The 18737-nt window shown below is 65.4% G+C and carries 15 protein-coding genes; 2 read left to right on the top strand and 13 right to left on the bottom strand.

The features are described 5' to 3' along the window. Positions 1–223 precede the first annotated feature (223 nt). From rpe to QAZ47_RS01985, 10 genes are all read right to left on the bottom strand, one after another. On the bottom strand, positions 224–901 hold the full coding sequence (gene rpe / locus QAZ47_RS02030; protein WP_278232334.1) for a ribulose-phosphate 3-epimerase: 678 nt from the start codon (positions 899–901) through the stop codon (positions 224–226). A 195-nt stretch (positions 902–1096) separates the two neighbouring features. Continuing rightward, the gene (locus tag QAZ47_RS02025) at positions 1097–4822 is read right to left on the bottom strand and encodes a hypothetical protein (RefSeq protein WP_278232333.1); all 3726 of its coding nucleotides are present in this window, start codon (positions 4820–4822) and stop codon (positions 1097–1099) included. Further along, complete coding sequence (locus tag QAZ47_RS02020; protein WP_278232332.1) at positions 4819–6807, bottom strand: hypothetical protein; 1989 nt, start codon at positions 6805–6807, stop codon at positions 4819–4821. The genes QAZ47_RS02025 and QAZ47_RS02020 overlap by 4 nt, the downstream gene beginning before the upstream one ends. Before the next feature lie 371 nt (positions 6808–7178). Next, positions 7179–8120, bottom strand: a complete 942-nt coding sequence (locus QAZ47_RS02015; protein WP_278232331.1) for an alpha/beta hydrolase — start codon at positions 8118–8120, stop codon at positions 7179–7181. Positions 8121–8337: 217 nt separating this feature from the next. Further along, entirely contained in the window at positions 8338–9120 is a 783-nt protein-coding gene (locus QAZ47_RS02010) for a carnitinyl-CoA dehydratase (RefSeq protein WP_278205314.1), read from the bottom strand. Beyond that, positions 9113–11191 carry an acetate--CoA ligase family protein gene (locus QAZ47_RS02005; RefSeq protein WP_278232330.1) on the bottom strand — a complete coding sequence of 693 codons (2079 nt, stop codon included), beginning with the start codon at positions 11189–11191 and terminating at the stop codon, positions 9113–9115. Before QAZ47_RS02005 ends, QAZ47_RS02010 begins: the two co-directional genes overlap by 8 nt. 62 nt (positions 11192–11253) lie before the next feature. Next, positions 11254–12417, bottom strand: coding sequence for an acyl-CoA dehydrogenase (locus QAZ47_RS02000; RefSeq protein ID WP_278232329.1), 1164 nt, complete (start codon positions 12415–12417; stop codon positions 11254–11256). A gap of 4 nt (positions 12418–12421) precedes the next feature. Then, positions 12422–13549, bottom strand: coding sequence for a carnitine 3-dehydrogenase (locus tag QAZ47_RS01995; RefSeq protein WP_278232328.1), 1128 nt, complete (start codon positions 13547–13549; stop codon positions 12422–12424). A 2-nt stretch (positions 13550–13551) separates the two neighbouring features. After that, positions 13552–14175, bottom strand: a complete 624-nt coding sequence (locus QAZ47_RS01990) for an HD domain-containing protein (RefSeq protein WP_278232327.1) — start codon at positions 14173–14175, stop codon at positions 13552–13554. 16 nt (positions 14176–14191) lie between these two features. Continuing rightward, positions 14192–15109 carry a 3-keto-5-aminohexanoate cleavage protein gene (locus tag QAZ47_RS01985; RefSeq protein WP_278232326.1) on the bottom strand — a complete coding sequence of 306 codons (918 nt, stop codon included), beginning with the start codon at positions 15107–15109 and terminating at the stop codon, positions 14192–14194. A 136-nt stretch (positions 15110–15245) separates the two neighbouring features. Between QAZ47_RS01985 and QAZ47_RS01980 the strand changes: the two genes are divergently transcribed. Next, positions 15246–16226: a GlxA family transcriptional regulator gene (locus QAZ47_RS01980; protein ID WP_278232325.1), complete on the top strand. Its 981-nt coding sequence runs from the start codon at positions 15246–15248 to the stop codon at positions 16224–16226. A 22-nt stretch (positions 16227–16248) separates the two neighbouring features. Here QAZ47_RS01980 and QAZ47_RS01975 read toward each other — a convergent pair whose 3' ends face one another. The 3 genes from QAZ47_RS01975 to QAZ47_RS01965 form a co-directional block, all read right to left on the bottom strand. Then, on the bottom strand, positions 16249–16707 hold the full coding sequence (locus QAZ47_RS01975; protein ID WP_278232324.1) for a cupin domain-containing protein: 459 nt from the start codon (positions 16705–16707) through the stop codon (positions 16249–16251). 216 nt (positions 16708–16923) lie between these two features. Beyond that, positions 16924–17685, bottom strand: coding sequence for a TIGR01458 family HAD-type hydrolase (locus tag QAZ47_RS01970; protein WP_347567181.1), 762 nt, complete (start codon positions 17683–17685; stop codon positions 16924–16926). 90 nt (positions 17686–17775) lie between these two features. Beyond that, entirely contained in the window at positions 17776–17979 is a 204-nt protein-coding gene (locus QAZ47_RS01965) for a hypothetical protein (RefSeq protein ID WP_278075098.1), read from the bottom strand. Between the two features lie 434 nt (positions 17980–18413). Between QAZ47_RS01965 and QAZ47_RS01960 the strand changes: the two genes are divergently transcribed. Continuing rightward, positions 18414–18731: a hypothetical protein gene (locus QAZ47_RS01960; protein ID WP_278205305.1), complete on the top strand. Its 318-nt coding sequence runs from the start codon at positions 18414–18416 to the stop codon at positions 18729–18731. Positions 18732–18737 lie beyond the last annotated feature (6 nt).

The following is an 18737-nucleotide window of genomic DNA, read 5'->3' as shown; positions in this document are numbered from 1 at the left end:
GCTTGCCCCTGTTTTGTCAGGGCCCATCGGCGAAGCAATCTCCGTACATGTATCATACAGCCGGGCACTGCCGCCTAAAAGCGGAAGGTGGCGATATTCGACTTTAAGAAATAAAAATCAGCCGGAAAAAGCTGACGTTGTTGGGCGGCTTGATATAACTCGGTATATTGAACAGGCGTTCAGCAGCGCTGCGGCTTTTGCTGGAAATAAGCTGTCGATGTCTTCAATTGGCGGCTTTGTCAGCTGCTGAACGGATTGCCTCGATATTTGCCCGATAGGCTTCGACCGTGCCGCCCTTGAAGATCGCCGCCCCCGCCACCAGCACGTCGGCGCCGGCGGCCGTCACCAGCGGTGCCGTTTCCGGCGAGACGCCGCCGTCGATCTCGATGCGGATCGGGCGGTTGCCGATCAACGCCTTCACCCGTCTCACCTTGTCGACGATCGCCGGGATGAACGCCTGCCCGCCGAAGCCTGGATTGACGGTCATGATCAGGATGAGGTCGAGCCGGTCGAGCACATATTCGATCGCCGTTTCCGGGGTCGCCGGGTTGAGCGAGACGCCGGCCTTCTTGCCGAGGCCTTTTATCGTCTGCAGCGAGCGGTCGAGATGCGGGCCGGCCTCGGCGTGCACGGTCATGCCGTCGCAGCCGGCCTCGGCGAAGGGGGCCAGGTAGGGATCGGCCGGCGCAATCATCAGATGGCAGTCGAAAAAGGCCTTCGTGCGATTGCGGATCGCCTTGATCACCGGCGGGCCGAAGGTGATGTTGGGCACGAAGTGACCGTCCATGACATCGAGATGGATCCAGTCGGCCCCGGCCGCCGCGACCGCCTCGACCTCATCGCCGAGCTTGGAGAAATCCGACGCCAGCACCGATGGCGCGATCAGGGTCTTCTTGCTCATGAAAGGCCTCTCCCGGCATCCACGTCGGCGCGCTGGGTTGCGCGCCTTCCTTGCGCGTCTGCCTAGACCATCGTCTGGTCAAGGGGAAGCATGTTTTCCGCATCGGTCGGCGGGCGTACGGGAACGCAGCTCCGGCGCGGGAAAGAAGGACCCGCCGGATTGCTCCGGCGGGTCTTTGTCTTCAGCCATCGGAAGTTACGGCTTGAAATTCTGGATGTTTGCGCCTGCCGGGTCCTGCAGCACCCGCCTCGGCTGGCGCTGCGGAACCAGCTGCTGCAGGATGTTCGGATTGAGCAGCAGGTCCGGACCGATCTCCACGCCCGGCCGCCTGCGGATCGGGAAGCAGTCCGGATACCGTCCGGTCGTCCCGACCGGGCAGCGCCGCCTGATGATCGGCTGGCAAATGCCGCCGATCATCTGCGAGCCCGGTGCGCATTCAGCGTCTTCGAACGTGCCGCACCTGCCTTCTATCACCTCGGTGCCACGCGGGCATACACAGGCGCCGCGTTTGTTGAGGACCTGGCCGCGGATGGAGCAGGTTTGCGGCTTCCTGACCGGCGCGCAGACCTTGCCCCGCACCTCCGTCCCCTTCGGGCAGACGCAGTCGCCGTCGGCATTGCGCACCTGGCCGCGGATGCGGCATTGGCTGGGCGGCTGCCGGTCGGGCATACAGGCCTTGGCCGCCCGGTCGAGATGCGTGCCGTCGGGGCAGACGCAGCCGTTCGCCGTCGGCACCGCACCGCGGATCGTGCATTTCGGCGGGATGACCTGGCAGACGCCGTTCACCAGCTCGCCGCGCCGGCACACGCAATTGCCGTCCTGGTCGCGGTATTGGCCGGGACGCAGCGTGCATTGCGGCTCCTGCGGCTGCTCGCTTTGCACGCACTTGCCGTTTTCTAGCTCCGTGCCGCGCGGGCAGACGCAGCGCCCGTCCTCGGTGCGGACCTGGCCCTTGAGCAGCACGCAGCGCGGCGGCACCGGCAGCGGTTGCAGCTTGCCGCCGCCGGAACTGCACTGGCCATTGCGGAAGCTGGTGCCATCCGGGCAGGTGCAGCGTCCGGCCGCGTTCAGCACCATGCCGTTCGAGCACAGGTTCTTCACCTCACGCCTGATGGTGAAGGGGTGGCAGGCATAGGCCTTGCCGCGGTCGACCTGCCCGTTGGTTGGGGCAGGCGACAGCACGTCGCCACCGCTTTGCACCGGCGTGTTCGGCGACAGCACGCCGACGCAGTTCTGTCCGCTGACCGTGCCCTGCAGATTGGCAAGCCGCGCATCGTCGGGAAGGATCACGGTGACATGGTGCGTGTGGCTTTCGCCGGCGCTGAGCGTCAGGTTGGCGATGCAGGATGCCGGCAGCGTCGCCGGCTCCGGCGAGCAGCCGAAGGGCGGGTCGACAGAGGTAATCTGGACACCTTCCAGGCGGCCTATGCCGTCCAGGCCGATCGCATCGCCAATGCGAACCGGGCCGGAGAAGGCGTTCGGCCCGTCGTTCGTGATGGTGATCTCGAACGAGCAGGGTTGGCCCGGCTGGCATTCGCTGTCGCCGGTCTTCTCGACACGCAGCGTCGAGGTACCGCCGCCCTTGGCGCAGGCCTGGCCGATCGGATAGACGATGTCGTCACCCGGCGCCGGCCCATAGGAGCCGCGCGCGCAGTTCTCGAATTCGCCATTGCCGCTCACCGTCACGTCGAAGTGCCGGCTGGTTCCAGGCGTCATGACGGCGCCGGGAAGCTGGCACGACACCGTGTTGGCGGGCGCCGGCCCGCAGGCCCACTCCGCGCCGTCCGGGGCGATGGTCTGGATCGCGACCGGCGCGCCACCCGACACCAGCGCGGCGGCATCGTCGACCCGCACCGGGCCGGTGGGAGCAGCCGTGCCGGCATTGCTGACGGTGATGCGGCAGGAAACCGAAGCCGCGCCGGCAAGCGAGGCGCCGCACGTCTTGGTGATGCGCAGGCCGGGCTGGCCGCCATTCGGATGGCGGATGCGCTCGGTCGCGCAGGCCTTGTTGTTGGCGAGGTCGGCTTCGCCGGGAATGGCCTTCACCTCGGCGCAGTTCTCGACCATGTCCGGCCGGTAGTTTGCCGGCATCACCGCCTTGACCACGATCGGCGTCGAGGCGGCGGGAGGTAGGGAGATGCCGGCATTGTCGCAGCGGAACTGGCCGGGGCCGTTCGGCCCGCAGGTCCAAGGCGGGCTCGGCCCGAAGGTCGATGAGGTCGGCGCGCCGCCTGGATAGGTGTCGATCACCGTCAGCGGCCCGTGATAGGTGCCGGTGCCGTTGTTGATGATGTCGATCACGAAAGTGCAGATCCCGTCCGACGTGCAGACCGGGATGCGGGCGCGCTTCTTCAGGATCAGGTCGACCTTCTTCTCGACCGGAGGCTGGCACTGCGGGTCGCGATCGCCGCGGCGGCAGATCGGGATCGAGGCGCAGCCGCGGTCGTTCTGCTGGCTGCCGAACAGCGGCTTGCCGCTGGCCTGGTAGTCATAGGCGGCGCAATTGCGCAGCACGCTGCCCTGCCAGCCGCCGGCCGGCTTGAAGCCGAGCTTGAGGACGACGGAGGCGCCGGGATTGAGTGTCGTGACCGGATGTGTGCAGGCCGTCGGCGTCGTTCCGGGCACGCAGACCCAGGGCGGGTTCGGCCCCGAGGACAGCATCGAACCGGCCGGCAACGTCACCTCGTCGAGCACGATCTTGCCGTTGTAGGGCCCATCGCCGACATTGGTGACCGTGATGGTGAAGTCGCAGCCGCCGGCCATCGTGCAGCGCGGCACCCCTGCCCACTTCTCCACCTTGAGATCGGGCTGCTTTTCAGGCGGGCACTTGAGATCGCGCGGAATGACGATGTCGATCTCCTGCGTGCAGCAAAGTCCCCAGCCTTCCTTCGGCCCGGCATGGCTGTCGATGCCGGTGACGACGAGATGGACGGCCTCGCCCGGCGAAGCGCCGATGATCTTCCAGTTCAGCACGCCGCCGCCGGCAGGCACCTGCTGCGTGTCGGGCACGATGGTGATGCCGGGTGTCGTCGTCGACACCTGCACCCATTTGCCGCCCATCTCCGGCCCGACCGGCATGTGGTAGATGAAGGCGCCGCCGCCGGGCACGCAGTCGACCGTGCCGCGCTCGACCTTGAAGCATTCCTTGGCCGGAGGCGGCGGGTTGCACTTGGTCAGGTCGATCTTGATCGAGGTCTTGACGCCGGTGAGGAAATCGCCGTCGTCGGGCTTGTCCGGATCCTGCGACGGGATCGTGGTTGCCGGACCACCCCTGAAGGCCACTTCGATCAGGCCCTGGTTATCGGCCGTCGCCGGCGCGGGAAAGGCGGCATGGTCTATCTTGGCCGTGATACGGAAGGTGATGACGCGTTCATTCGCGGCGCCGGCGCCGTCGAGGTTGGAAGCGCTGATCCGGAAGTTGGTGACGCTCGCCGTATCGTTCGGGTCGGCCGATGTGCCGATCGCAGCAGCGGGCAGCGGTCCGCCGGAGGCGCTGGTGCCGTCGCCGGCGACATCGACGCTGACGATCTGCAAGCCGTGCGGAAGCTGGTCCTTGAAGTCGAGCCGCGTCGCTTTCAGCAGCGCCGCCACGCTTGGTCGGTCGAAGTCCTGTGGATCACCGTGGATGCCGAAGCTCAGGACATATTCGACGGAATCACAGCCTCTCTGGCCGCCTCTCTTGGTGAAGAACGGCACGATTCGTGCGAGCTCCGGATTGATGCCGTGCTGTGCAAGGGCGGGTTCTGGATTGGCGGCAGGAGCCTTGTCTTGGGCGAGCGCCGGCAATGCCGGCATCATGGCGACGGCGACACCGGCCGCCATCAGCCAGCGCGCACCGCGCCTGGCGTATGACAGGGGTTTCATGATCGTCTCCATGAGGGTTTTGCGCGAAGCATGGCGGGAAAGGACGGGACTGTTCATCTGTCCCTCCCTTCGCAACTGACGTCCGGCGTTCTGAGCGGCAGCGTCATCTTGCAGCAAGGATAGTAGCCGCCCTTGTCCTGGTCGGACTTCCGGTAGAAGCAGAGCCCGACATTGACGGTCTCGCCCGGATTGTGGCCGGTGATGTCGATCGTGTAGGGCTTGCCCGGAGCGTGCGACATGGGTGAGGTCACCGCGACGCCGGGCGTTTTGGACTGAGCCTTGATCGAATCGCCGCCTAAGCCGGCATGGTCATGGAGATAGAGATCCGCCTGGAGGCCGCGTGGTGTGCAGAAATACTGCACGTCCGCGACATCGAGACATGGCGGCAGGTTGCCGGGCGGTAGGAAGTCCGGCGGATAGAACGGGGGCAGATAGCCGCCCGGGATTTCCTCGTAGTAGCCGGCGCGGCCCTCGCAGGGGCGCCAGACCCTGACGTCGCCGACATGGCCCTGGACGTCGGGGTCTTCGAAATAGCCGTCGAAGTCGACGAACCATGAGCCGAAAGGCGGCACGTTAGCCGGCTTGACCAGCGCGCTGGGCGTCAGCTGCACGCCATGCACGGCAAGCGGCCCGCCGGCGGCGAGCCGCTCGGCAAGTTCGGGATTGTCGCGCAGTTTGTCGCCGGTGTTGACGACCGTGTCGGTGCAAACCGAGGTGTCGAGATTGCCTTCGGCATCGTAGCGGTATTGCAGGTCGACGCCCCCGGCCGACTGGCGATTGCCTTGCGGGAAGCCGATCGCATATTCCTGCGGCACTTCCACCCAGACCGATTCCGTCGCCGGATCGTCCGGATCCTCGTGCTGGTAGCGGATGACCTCGCCTTTGCCGGAATCGGCGAAGCGGCCGTAGTCGTAGCGGTTTTCCGCCGGGCCGCGCTGGGCGAGGTACATGAAGCCCTTGTTGTCGAAGGCGATGTCGGTGACGGCGTAGTCCTGGCCGGCCTTGACCGTCAGCTCCCAGCGCGGATCGCCGGCAAAGCTTCCGTCGCTCGCAATGCCGATCGACCAGATTTCGGCTTTCTCGCCGACGGAATAGTAAAGCCGGCCGCCATGATAGGCGACAGCCCAGACGCGGCGCGCATCCTGCGTATAACCCCAGGTGTCGGGGTCTTCGCTGTCGAAGGCGGCGGCCTGGATGTCCATCACGGCCCCGTCGTCGGCGACCGGGGCCAGCCCATGCGCCGGACGTCCGGCAACGCCATGGTCGAACGTGTCGATCAGATTGCCGTCGACGTCGATGCGATGGATCAGGCCGGTGTCGAGATCCGAAGCGAAGAACTCGCGATGGGTCGGGTCGAAGGCGAGGTTGCCGATGCCAGGCCCGCTATTGGTGTCGATGTCGGCGAATTTCGATACTGCGCCCGAAATGCCGTCGATCTTCCAGATCGTGCCCGGTCCGCCGCCGTTTTCGGTGCCGAACTGGCCGTCCATGAAGACTGCGCCCGCGGTGCCGCGGCGCTGCCGCTCGGGGCGGCCGTCGTCGTCGGCGTCCGGCGTGACGATCTCGATGCCGTGCAGCGAGGTCGCCGCGGCATAGAGATTGGGGATGCCCGATGGCACGCCATCGCGCACGCCGTCGTCATAGGTGAGGCCGAACACCTCGCCGACCTGGCCTGCCGTCACCTCGAAAGGCGGCGGCGTGTAGACGAGTTGGCCGGAAGCCGGGCCGCCGAGCCGCGAGACATTGAAAATCCGCAACGAGGCTTGAGAGGTATCGATGAAGGTTTCGTCGACCGGGTCGGAGCCGGGCGGCAGGCCCCCTTTTCCCGAATCGGAGGAGTCGAAATCTGGAGTGACGGTGCCGGGAAAGCCGGTCACCGCCATCGAGCCGGGATAGATGATCTGCGTTTCCTGGGCCTTCGCCGCGCTGTTTGGCCAGAGGCTGGCGGACAGCGCCAGCGCCAGGATTCCGCTGGCCGTCACTATGGCGCGGCGCAAACCGCTGGCGCGAGAAGCCACGAACGAGCCGCGGTCGCAAGACATTGAGCTCCCCCCGAAGTCGTCGGAAGAACCCCCGATTTTCGCCGCGCAAGTCAAAGCAAGTCGCAGCGTTCCGGCTCGTTCGTCCCTGATAGAATTGTCTGTTTTCCGCTTGGTCACGATACGCCGGCTCCCCGGCAGGGTCAACGGAAGCAGCCGGAAGCCGAGCGTATCGACCCGCTCCCGAAAGCGATGATCGCGCTGGACTCCTGTTGTTCCCGGAGATCGCCGAGTCTCTGGGTTTCTGGTCATTGGGGTTCCTTTCCAGTCCGCACGATCGCGGTGTGCCTGGCCGTCAGTCGCGGCCCGAGACGGAAAGGTTCAATGCGAGGAATAGGGCGAGGCGGAAGGTCTGTCCTCGCCGCTCGGGAAAGTCACCAGATCCATTCGCCTTTGCCGAGCGTGGAGACCGCCTCGACGATACGCGTGAAGCTGGCGCGTGCCCGGTCGACCGTATGGCGGGCCCGGAGATAGCCGTGCACCAGCCCCGGCTCCTCGAACCAGTAGGCATGGCCGCCCGCCGCGACGACGCGGTCGCGATAAGCCTCGCCGTCGGACGACAGCGGGTCGCATTGTGCGGTGATCAGCACGGTCGGAGGCAGGTAGGCAAAATTGGCGTCGGCGAGCGGATACAGCGTGATGTCGCCGGTCCGGTCGACGCCGCCGGTGCGAATATGCTTGTAGAATTCGATATCGCGTGCGGTCAGCATCGGCGCCTCGGCATGCGTGACGTAGGACCCCTTGGAGCGGTCGCCGCCGAGGCTGGGATAGATCAGCAGCTGGGCCGCCGGCTTCTTCACATGACCGCGCGTCGCGTGGGCAATGGCGGCGCAGAGATTGCCGCCGGCGCTGTCGCCGCAGAGCAGGACCGGGCAGTCATAGGTCCTGGCAGCCCATTCGAAGGCGCTAAGCACGTCGTCGAAGGCGGCGGGGTGGAGATGTTCCGGCGCCAGACGGTAATCGACCGAGACCACCTCGTAGCCGGTGCGGGCGCAGAGTTCGGCGCAGACATCGTCATGGCTGTCCAATCCGCCGAGAATGAAGCCGCCGCCATGGGCATAGAGCACCATCGCGGCCTTGTCCGGTTCCGCGTTGCGATAGATGCGGATCGGGATGCTGTTGGTCGGCGTGGGGATGGCGGTCGTTTCCGTCGTCACGCCATGCGGGTAGCCGGCGAAAAACTCCCGGCACATCCGGTCGTAGATCGCCCGCTGTTCGGCGATCGTGTAGTCGATCGTGTCCGGCGGGTAATAGGAATTGGTCTTCTCGATGAAGGCCCAGGTCTCGGCGTCGATGAGTTTTCTGTAATCGGTCATGCCGGCCGCATCGATTGGAGATGACGGCGCGAGGCACCCCCCTCTGGCCTGCCGGCCATCTCCCCCGCAAGGGGGGAGATTGGATGTCGCGAAGGCTTTCGCCAATCTCCAACATTGCAGAAAGGGCGATGCGGCCGAAGCTGCCGATCTCCCCCCTTGCGGGGGAGATGCCCGGCAGGGCAGAGGGGGGTGCGAAGGAACGCCATCGTCTGCGGGTCTACCTGCCCTTCCACACCGGGTCGCGCTTCTCCGCGAACGCCCGGAAACCCTCCATATTGTCTTCCGAACCATAGAGGGTATCGACCGTCGGCAACTGCCTGCGGGTCACCTTGTTCATCGCATCCTGGAAGGTCAGCGCCTCGGCCACGCGCGCCGTCTCCTTGATCGCGGCGAAGACCAGCGGCGGACCGCTGGCCAAAAGCCGCGCGATCTCCCAGACGCGGTCCTCGAGCTTCTCCTTGGGCAGCACCTCGTTGACCAGGCCCCAGCGATGCGCTTCCGCCACATCCATCCAGCGGCCGGTGAACAAAAGGTCCATGGCGATATGATAGGGGATGCGCTTCGGCAGCTTGATCGTCGCGGCATCCGCAAGCGTGCCGGCGCGGATCTCGGGCAGCGCGAAGGAAGAGTGGTCCGACGCGTAGATCAGGTCGCAGGACAGCGCCAGCTCGAAGCCGCCGCCCACCGCCATGCCGTTGACGCAGGCGATGACCGGCTTGTTGAGGTCGCGCAGTTCCTGCAGCCCGGCAAAGCCGCCGACGCCATAGTCGCCGTCGACCGCGTCGCCGGCGGCGGCAGCCTTCAGGTCCCAGCCGGCGCTGAAGAACTTGTCGCCGGCCGTCTTGACGATGGCGACGCGCAAGCTGGCATCGTCGCGGAACGCCTTGAACGTCTCGCCCATCAGCCGCGACGTCTTGAGGTCGATGGCATTGGCCTTCGGCCGGTCGAGCGTCACTTCGAGGATGGTGCCTTCGCGGCGGGTGGTGATGACGTCAGCCATTCTTCTTTTCTCCAAGCACCAATAGCGCATCGGCGATCCAGGCGCCCTTGCCTTCGGCGCAGACGATCAGCGGATTGATGTCGAGCTCTTCGATCTCGCCTTCATTCTTCTGCACGAAGTCGGCAATGCCGGCGATGGCGTCGATGGCGGCCTGGACATCGGCCTTGGGTCGACCGCGATAGCCTTCGAGCAGGGGATAGAGCTTGAGCCCCCGCAATGCCGCCTCGATATCGTCGCGCGTCGCCGGCAACATCAGGGTCACGCTGTCGCGCAAAAGCTCGACCAGCACGCCGCCGGTGCCCAGCGTCATCACCGCACCGAACATCGGGTCGCGGGTGAAGCCGACGATCAGCTCGGCGACGCCGTCACGCACCATGCGTTCGGCATAGAGCCCCGTGCCGAGCGGCAGGAGGTCATGCGCCGCATTGCTGACGGATTCGGCGTCCTTGAGGTTGAGCCGCACCGCGCCGAGTTCCGATTTGTGGGTCACGCCCAGCGCCTTCAGCGCCACCGGGAAGCCGAGCGCCATCGACGAGATCACGGCCTCGACCGCGTTGAAAGCGCGCTCGCCCCTAGGCACCGGCAGGCCGGCCTCGATCAGGCGTGCCTTGGCTTCGGCCTCGTCGGGGGCGATATGCTTGCCATCGGTCGCGCCGGCCGCCGTGGTGTCGACCGGCTGCGCCTGTGGCTCACGCCACGCCCAGCCGATGAAGGCTGCCGCCTGCGCGGCATCCATCGCCTCGGAAATGCCGAACAAGGGCACCATGCCGCGCGCCATCAGCCCGGCGGTATATTCCTCCGGCAGGTTCTCCGGCAATGAGGAGACTATCGCGCCTTGCGCCCTGTTGGTCTTCAGCGCCGCCTCGAAGGCGCGCAGCGTCGCCCACCAGTCGGTGTCGGAGCAGCGGTCGGGGCGCGGGAAGTCGAGCACCAGCATGTTGAGGTCGAAGCCGCCCGACACCATGGCGGTGAAGGTGGCCGTCATCGCCGGCTCGTTGTTCCAGATGAAGGTGTGGTAGTCGAGCGGATTGGCGACCGCGACCAGCGGTCCGAGCGTCGATTTGACATGGGCGCGGTGCTCGGCGGTCATCGCCGGGAAATGCACCCAGCGCCCTTCGGCGCTGTCGGCCATCACCGATGCCTCGCCGCCCGAGCAGCTCATCGACGACAGTCTGTAGCCGGGCAAAGGTCCGGTGATGTGCAGGAGCTTCAGTGCTTCGATGAAGGCCGGAATGGAATCGACGCGCGCGATGCCGAGACGCTTCAGGAAGGCGCCGGAGGCGGCGTCGGAACCGGCGAGCGAGGCAGTGTGCGACACCGTCGCCTGCCTGGCCTGTTCGGAACGGCCGACCTTCATGGCGATGATCGGTTTTTTCAGCTCGCGGGCTCTCGCCGCCAGCCGCTCGAAGCCGGCGACCGAATCGAAAGCCTCGATATGCAGGCCAAGCGAGGTGACGCGCTCGTCCTCGATCAGGCCAAGCGCCATTTCGGAGAGGCCGGTCTGCGCCTGGTTGCCGGCCGTCATCAGGAAGGCGATCGGCAGGCCTCGTTTCTGCATCGTCATGTTGATGGCGATGTTGGACGACTGCGTGATGATGGCGACGCCCTTGCCTCCCTCCGGCAGCCTGATGCCGCCATGCTGGTCGGGCCAAAGCAGCGCGCCGTCGGCATAGTTGATCAGGCCGTAGCAGTTCGGGCCGATGATCGGCATCTCACCGGCGGCGGCAACGAGCTCGGCCTGCAGCCGCTCGCCGTCCTCGTCATAGGCTTCGGTCTCGAGGAAGCCCGCCGCGAAGCATACAGCGCCGCCTGCGCCGCGCTCGGCCAGCGCCTTGACGACCTCGATGGTGAGATGGCGGTTGACGCCGACAAAGGCGGCGTCCGGCGCGCCGGGCAGGTCGGCGACGGAGCGGTAGGCCTTGCGGCCGGCGACCTCGTCCTTGGTCGGATGCACCGGCCAGATTTCGCCGGCAAAGCCCATCTTGATCGACTGCGCCACGACGGCGGCGGCCTGCGCCCCGCCGAACACGGCGATCGATTTCGGGCGCAGGAGACGTTCGAGTTTATGCATGGTCATCTTTTCGTTTGAGCACGATCTTCCCAAGGCGGGTTCCGGTTTGGGGCGATCATGCTCTAAGCCCCGAACGGGCGCAGCAACGCCCGCGAAATAATATGTCGCTGAATCTCCGACGTGCCTTCCCAGATGCGCTCGACGCGGGCGTCCCGCCAGATGCGCTCGAGCGGCAGGTCGTCCATCAGCCCCATGCCGCCATGGATCTGGATCGCCTCGTCGGCAACGAAAGCCAGCATCTCGGTGGCCTTCAGCTTGGCCATCGCCATGTCCTGATCGGTGACGGTGCCCTGATCGTACTTCCAGCCGGCTTCGAACACCATCAGGTCGGCGGCCTTCAGCTCGGTCGCCATGTCGGCGAGCTTGAACGAGACGCCCTGGAACTTGCCGATCTGCTGGCCGAACTGCTGGCGCTGCGCGGCATATTCGATGGCGTGCGAGAGCGCGCGCTCGGCGCGGCCGAGGCAGGTGGCTCCGACCTGGAGCCGCGTGGCTCCGAGCCAGGAGTTCGCCACCTCGAAGCCCTTGTGCACCTCGCCGAGAACCTGGCTCGCCGGCAGCCGGCAATCGTCGAATTCGAGGATCGAGTTTGTGTAGCCGCGATGCGAGACGTTGCGATAGCCGTCGCGCACCGTGAAACCCTTTGTGCCCTTGTCGACGAAGAAGGCGGTGATCTTCTTGCGCTTGCCGCGCGGCGAATCCTCCTCGCCCGAGGCCATGAAACAAATCGCGAAGTCGGCGATGTCGGCATGGCTGATGAAGTGCTTGGTGCCGTTGAGCACCCAGTCCGAGCCGTCCTGCACCGCGGTCGCCTTCATGCCGCGCAGATCGGAGCCGGCGCCGGGCTCGGTCATCGCCAGGCAATCCCATTTCTCGCCGCGGATGCAGGGAAAGAGATACTTTTCGCGCTGCTCCGGCGTGCCGGCGAGCAGGATGTTGGACGGCCGCGCCACGCAGGTCCAGTGCAGCGCGTAGTTGGCGCGGCCGAGCTCCTTTTCGTAAAGCAGCCAGCTCACCGTATCGAGGCCGGCGCCGCCGACATCGGCCGGCATGTTGGCGGCGTAGAGCCCGGCCGCGATCGCCTTGGCCTTCAGCTCGTCGATCAGCTCGCGGCGCAGCACGCCGGTGCGCTCCACCTCGCGCTCATGCGGGTAAAGCTCGTTCTCGACGAAGGCGCGCGTCGTCTCGACGATGAGCTTCTGTTCTTCCGAAAGACCGAAATGCATCGCCTCAGCCCTTCTTCTTGCTCTTCTTCTGCTTGTCGGCTTTGGCCGGCTTTTCAGCCTTTACCGGCTTCGCCGCCTTCTTCGCCGGCTTGGCGGTCTTTGCCTTGTCGGCGGCTTTGGCAGCCGGCTTCGCCGCCAGCTTGGCGAGCTGCCTGGTATAATCCTTGTGCAGCGCGCCGGCGCCCCAGCCCTTGCCTTTGTTCTGCTTCGACAGCGCTTCCATGATCGCGACCAGATTGTCGTCGCGGATCTTCTCCAGCTCGCGGATCGACAGCCCGTTGGCCTGCTCGTCCGACTGCGTGGCGATGAGATCGACCAATTCGTCGTTGAATTCCGGCACGTCCATCAGCTTGGTCCACGGCCATTTCAGGCAGGGGCCGAACTGCGCCATGAAGTGGCGCATGCCGGCCTCGCCGCCGGCGACGCGGTAAACCTGGAACATGCCCATCTGCGCCCAGCGCAGGCCGAAGGAATAGCGCATGATGTCGTCGAGTTCCTCGACGGTGCAGATGCCGTCCTTGACCAGCCACAGCGCCTCGCGCCAGGCGGCCTCGAGCAGGCGGTCGCCGACGAAGGCCTCGATCTCCTTGCGCACCACCACCGGCTTCATGCCGATCGAGGCGTAGAGCTCCTTGGCGACCTCGATCGCCTCCGGGAAAGTCTGCTGGCCGCCGACGATCTCGACCAGCGGCAACAGATAGACCGGATTGAACGGATGGCCGACGACCAGCCGCTCCGGATGCTTCTTCATCGCCACCTGCATGTCGGTCGGCTTGATGCCGGAGGTCGAGGAACCGACGATGGCGTTGGCCGGCGCATGCTGGTCGATCTCGGCCAGCACCTTGTGCTTGAGGTCGAGCCGCTCCGGCACGCTTTCCTGGATGAAGTCGGCGTCGGCGACGGCCTCGGCGATCGTCTTGGCGAAGGTGAGCTTGCCTTCCTTGGGCAGGCCGCCGGGCAGCATCTGCTTGTAGGCGCGGCGCGCGCCTTTCATCACCTCGCTCACTTTGCGCGACGCTTCGGGATCGGGATCAAAGATCGCGACGTCGATGCCGTTCAAGAGCAGCCGCGCCACCCATCCGGCACCGATGACGCCGCCGCCGATGGCTGCCGCCTTGTTGATAACGCTCATGCTCAGGCTCCGGTTCTCGTCTTGGCTGTTTCGGGATCGGTAAGCGGCACGCGCTCGCCGGCGCGGATCACCACCGGGTCGTAGGCCTTGCGCGCGAAGACTTCGAGCACGAAGGGCCGGAAGAATTCGACCGGCAGCGTGTCGTAGTCGGGATCGAAACTCGACTGGTCCCAGCGCTCGCAGAACTGGTCGCAGTCGTCGAAATAGAGGTGGCCGGCAAAGCGGTCGCGCGCATGCCGGTTGCCGCCGAGATGATGCGCGTAATAGAGGCGCTGGAAATCGCCGTGCTTTTCCACCACCCAGGTGCATTGCTCGCGCACGAACGGCTTCAGGATCGTCGCGGCATATTCGTCGTGATTGTAGGGCGCATAGATGTCGCCGATGTCATGCAGAAGTGCGGCGACGATCCAGTCTATGTCGGCGCCGTCGCGCCAGGCGCGCGTCGCCGCCTGCAGCGAATGGCCGAGCCGGGTGATCTTGTAGCCGGACAGGCCCTCGTCGAGCTGCACCAGCGCGTCGAGCAGCCGGTCGCCGGTCTTGGCGGCATAGTCGATCTCGTGGGCGGTCAGGAATTCATAATCTTCCTTATCGCCGTCCTTCATCGCGGTGAATTTGACGGTAGCCATTTCAGGAGCCCTCAAATCACGCGGCGATCGGCGCCCGCTTGGTGAGGTTGAGCTTCTTGCGCACTTCCTCCGGCCCGAGCACGCGCGCGCCGAGATTGGAGACGATGCTCACGGCGCGCTCGACCAGCTGCGCGTTGGTCGCCAGCACGCCCTTGTCCAGCCAGAGATTGTCTTCCAGACCGACGCGGACATTGCCGCCGGCGAGCACGGCCGCCGCGACATAGGCCATCTGGTTGCGGCCGATCGAGAAGGCGGACCAGTTCCAGGTCGACGGCACATTGTTGACCATCGCCATGAAGGTGTTGAGGTCGTCCGGCGCGCCCCACGGCACGCCCATGCAGAGCTGCACCAGCGCGTCGGGCTTCAGCACCTGCTCCTCGACAAGCTGCTTGGCGAACCACAGATGGCCGGTGTCGAAGGCCTCGATCTCCGGCTTGACGCCCAGCGCCGTCATCATGCCGCCCATGGCGCGCAGCATGCCGGGCGTGTTGGTCATGACATAGTCGGCCTCGGCGAAGTTCATCGTGCCGCAATCCAGCGTGCAGATCTCCGGCAGGCACTGGCGCACATGCTCCATGCGGTTGGTGGCGCCGCCCATGTCGGTGCCTTTTTCGTTGAGCGGCAGCGGCGCCTCGGGCGAGCCGAACACCATATCGCCGCCCATGCCGGCGGTGAGGTTCAGCACGACGTCGACATTCGCCTCTCGGATACGCTCGGTGACCTCGCGATAGAGATGCACGTCGCGCCTGGGCTTGCCGGTCTCCGGGTCGCGGACATGGCAGTGGACGATGGCGGCGCCGGCCTTTGCCGCCTCGATCGCCGAATCGGCGATCTGCTTGGGCGAGCGCGGCACATTCGGGCTGCGATCCTGCGTGCCGCCGGAGCCGGTCACGGCACAGGTAACGAAGACCTCACGGTTCATCGCAAGCGGCATCGTCTTTCCTCCCAAATTCGATCAGCCATCCATGCCGAGCAAAAAGTCGGAAACCGGCTTTGCTGTGACGACATGGCCGAAGCTGGCCAAGAATGACCGACTTGTCGGAAACTGTTTTGCGTTTTACGAAGCTCTCATGATCAAAAGCGAAAAGCCGAGCATCTTTCGCTCCGAACGCGAAACGCTCAAGGTGACGTTCCTGGTGTTCTCGGGATCGTCCATCATGTGCGTGGCCTCGGCGGTCGACCCGCTGCGCGCCGCCAACCGCATTTCCGGCGAGACATTGTTCGACTTCAAGCTGGTCTCGGTCACCGGCGAGGCCTCGGTGACCACCTGCGGCCTGCCGGTCGCCGTCAGTGGCCGCTTCGATGCGGCCGAGCCGACCGACATGCTGGTCGTCGTCGCCGGCTTCGGCACGCAGAACTACGCGACGTCGGCGCTGCTTGCCGGTTTGCGGAGGGCAGCGCGTGCGGCCCGCGCCTGCGGCGGCGTCGAGGCCGGCACCTGGCTGGTGGCGCGCGCCGGGCTGCTCGAAGGCCGCAGCGCCACCACCCATTGGGAGGACATGGAGGATTTCTCCGCCGCCTTTCCCGGCGTCGACGTGCGGCCGGACCGCTATGTCATCGACGGTCCGGTCTTCACCTCGGGCGGCGCCTCGCCGACCTTCGACCTGATGCTGCATCTCGTCCGCACCCGGCTCGGCATGGCCGCCGCGCTCGATGTGGCGAGCGTATTCATCTACGACCAGGCGCGCGCCGCGACCGACGCGCAGCCGCTGGTCTCGCTCGGCCGGCTCGACGGCTACGATCAGCGCCTGGCGCAGGCGATCCGGCTGATGGAAGCGCATGTCGACCAGCCGCTGACCATCGACGCGGTGGCGAAGCGCGCCGGCGTGACAGCGCGGACGCTGGAAACCATCTTTCGCAAGTCGATCGGCGAGACGCCCGGCGCCTACTATCTGCGGCTGCGCCTCAGCGCCGCCAGGCGCCTGGTCGTCGACACACGCATTGCGATGGCCGACATTGCCGGGCGCACGGGTTTTTCCTCCGCCGCGGCATTTTCCAGGGCATTTTCCAAGGCATTCGGCGAGGCGCCGGTCAGGCTGAGACGCGGCTAGGGCAATTCCAGCGTGAAAGCGTTCACAAGCGCGCTCCGTCATTACGGCTGTAGTGGACGCCGGTCTCGTCGGCAACGGCGACAAGATCGACGTCGGAAAAGTGCGCGCGTTCCCGCTGTGTGCGCGTTCCCACTTCAAGATAGATAGCGTCGTTGCCGGAGCGGTTGACCAAATGGTGGCCGTTGGCGACGCCCGCCTTGAAGCCGGCCGCGTCGCCCGGCCGCAGCACGGTCTCGCCTTCGTCCTCCACCAGCGTCAGTTCCCCTTCCATGACAAAGATGAACTCGTCCTGATTCTCGTGCCAATGGCGCAGCGATGAGTAGGCGCCGGGTGCGAGCTTCGCCAGGTTGACGCCGAACTGGGTCAGGCCGGCTTCATCGCCGAGACGCTTGCGCGAACGACCTGCGACCAGCTTGTCGTACGGCGGCGGGTAACCGCCACGCGCGACGAACGGCAGAGCGGTGACGTTGATCTTCGGCATGATCTCACTTCCTTTCGACTATTGTGGCGGTTCCCATGCCGCCGCCGATGCGAGCGCGGAAGGCGCGCTCGCCGGACATAACGGAAAAAGGAAAGCCGATTGCGCAGATTCGCTCCCCGCGAGCCCGCTGGGGAACCCTGAGAGGGAATCAACCGCCGGTCCATCAGGCCACAGCACCCATCAAACGAAACTCAAAGCGCGCCGAGCGGATCCGTTTCAGCCCGGCGCGCCTTTAAGTATCCATTCGGTTGCAGCGGTGAGATCGTCTACCAGCGCCGTCGGTGCTGGATCGAAGCGCGTTTCATCGCCTGGGCGAAACTTGCCCGTCCGCACGAGCAGCGCCGCGCCAAGCCCCGCGCTGAGCGCGCCGGCGATATCGCTCTCGGCATCGTCGCCGACCATGACCGCATCGGCAGCCGGACAGTTCAGACGGGCGAGCGCCGAGTGGAAGAAATCCGCTGACGGCTTGCCGAGCACGACGGGGCTTCGCCCGCTGGCGAATTCCAGCGCCGCGACGAAGGCGCCGGTGTCGAGGCTGAGCAGGCCGTCGGCATCCTTGAAGGTGCGGTTGATGGCAAGCGCAAGAAAATCTGCGCCGGCGACCAGCTCGCGGAAAGCCCGGTTGAGGCTGGCATGGTCGAAAGCCTCGCCGGCATCGCCGATGACGACAGCGCGTCCGCTCCCGCCCTTCAGCCCGGAAAACTCGACCTCGAGGTCGGGATGGACGAGCAGGTGCGGCTGGCGGTCATGCTTGCGCAGCCATTCGACCGCGGCGCGCGCCGGCGTCAGCAATTCTTCGTCGGCTACCTCGATGCCCATGGCCGCAAGCTGCGTGATGATTGCGCTGCGCGGCGAGCGTGTCGTGTTGCTGACGAAGCGGAGCGGCAATTGAGCTTCGCGCAGACGCCCGATGGCCGCGACAGCGCCCGTAATCGGGGTGTCGCCATCATAGACGACACCCAGAAGATCGAGCAGCACCGCGCGTATCATCGATGCAGGATGGAGAAACCGTCTCCGTTCGTCAAATTGCGGAAGAATGAGGTCACTGAAGAATCAGTCACCGAAGAATCAGGCTGCGTCGCGGCCTTCGCGGACAATGCGCGAGCGCATGCTCTTGGCCAGCGCCGTTTCGAGCCGCGCGGCGACCGCGCGATCCCATTCATTTGTCTTGCGGGCGCCGTCCTTCGAATGCGGCAGCGCCATCAGCCGATCGATGATCGAGCCAGCCTCGCTGGGAGAGAGCAGGGCGTCGATTTCGCGTTCGTGCTGCATACGTTTCGCCTCCTTCTTTCCTTCCCGCCACGTCCCCACAATATAGGAAGTCCGTGACGGCTGTTTGAAGGCAAGAGCGGGGCGATTGAGAGGCAGTGCGGGGCAAGACCTTGTCGTCTAGGCTTGCCCCGCGTGGAAAGGCGCTTCGTGCACCGACTGTGTCAAAGCTGACGGTGCCACTAGTCGCTTCTTAACTGGACAGCGGTGCGGCGCTCATGGTGATTCTGCCCTCTGTTGTCACCTGTATGCTTAGGCTGGACAGACCAGTGGAAGGCAGAGGCGGCAATCTTCAGCCAGCAAGATCGTGTGCAATACTTCGCGCCGCGACAACCCGGCTTGATCGCCGAAATTTCTGATATTTTGTAATGTGCTTCACAGACCCCAGTGTATTCTTCGCATAGCGGAGCCTATTGGGGTTGACATAGGAGCGGACTATGGATGCCGCAGTGCTGAAGGCTGTTGGGCAAGTAGCCGGAATCGGCGGTCTCGCTTTGGGGGTATTCCTTATCCTTTTCCGCGAGATTATCCGTAAGAAAATCTTCCCCAAGCTCCCACCTGCCGAAGCCTATAGGCTTCTGAGGCTGATCGTTATCGCGGTGTGGTCGGTGGCTGTTGTGGGCGTCGCTGCTTGGGTCTACTCCAGCCAAGGATTGGCAAAAGCAGCGTCTGCTGATCACGGCAGCGTTGCCATAGGCGGTGATGTATCTGGATCCACGGTTGAAAATAAGGGTAGCGGCGACACGACAAAGTAGGGCATC

Origin of the sequence: Mesorhizobium sp. WSM4904, assembly GCF_029674545.1 — a bacterium.
GTDB lineage: Bacteria > Pseudomonadota > Alphaproteobacteria > Rhizobiales > Rhizobiaceae > Mesorhizobium.
Note: the sequence above shows the minus strand (reverse complement) of the source record. Positions and strands in the feature narration are given on the sequence as shown.

Bases quoted from the DNA above. Each gene is read 5' to 3' on its own strand.
- QAZ47_RS01990 (WP_278232327.1), bottom strand. From the start codon at position 14,175: ATGGCTACCGTCAAATTCACCGCGATGAAGGACGGCGATAAGGAAGAT.
- QAZ47_RS02020 (WP_278232332.1), bottom strand. From the start codon at position 6,807: ATGTCTTGCGACCGCGGCTCGTTCGTGGCTTCTCGCGCCAGCGGTTTG.
- QAZ47_RS02010 (WP_278205314.1), bottom strand. From the start codon at position 9,120: ATGGCTGACGTCATCACCACCCGCCGCGAAGGCACCATCCTCGAAGTG.
- QAZ47_RS02015 (WP_278232331.1), bottom strand. From the start codon at position 8,120: ATGACCGATTACAGAAAACTCATCGACGCCGAGACCTGGGCCTTCATC.
- QAZ47_RS01960 (WP_278205305.1), top strand. From the start codon at position 18,414: ATGGATGCCGCAGTGCTGAAGGCTGTTGGGCAAGTAGCCGGAATCGGC.
- QAZ47_RS02000 (WP_278232329.1), bottom strand. From the start codon at position 12,417: ATGCATTTCGGTCTTTCGGAAGAACAGAAGCTCATCGTCGAGACGACG.
- QAZ47_RS01985 (WP_278232326.1), bottom strand. From the start codon at position 15,109: ATGCCGCTTGCGATGAACCGTGAGGTCTTCGTTACCTGTGCCGTGACC.
- QAZ47_RS01980 (WP_278232325.1), top strand. From the start codon at position 15,246: ATGATCAAAAGCGAAAAGCCGAGCATCTTTCGCTCCGAACGCGAAACG.
- QAZ47_RS01975 (WP_278232324.1), bottom strand. From the start codon at position 16,707: ATGCCGAAGATCAACGTCACCGCTCTGCCGTTCGTCGCGCGTGGCGGT.
- rpe (WP_278232334.1), bottom strand. From the start codon at position 901: ATGAGCAAGAAGACCCTGATCGCGCCATCGGTGCTGGCGTCGGATTTC.
- QAZ47_RS02025 (WP_278232333.1), bottom strand. From the start codon at position 4,822: ATGAACAGTCCCGTCCTTTCCCGCCATGCTTCGCGCAAAACCCTCATG.
- QAZ47_RS01965 (WP_278075098.1), bottom strand. From the start codon at position 17,979: ATGCAGCACGAACGCGAAATCGACGCCCTGCTCTCTCCCAGCGAGGCT.
- QAZ47_RS02005 (WP_278232330.1), bottom strand. From the start codon at position 11,191: ATGCATAAACTCGAACGTCTCCTGCGCCCGAAATCGATCGCCGTGTTC.
- QAZ47_RS01995 (WP_278232328.1), bottom strand. From the start codon at position 13,549: ATGAGCGTTATCAACAAGGCGGCAGCCATCGGCGGCGGCGTCATCGGT.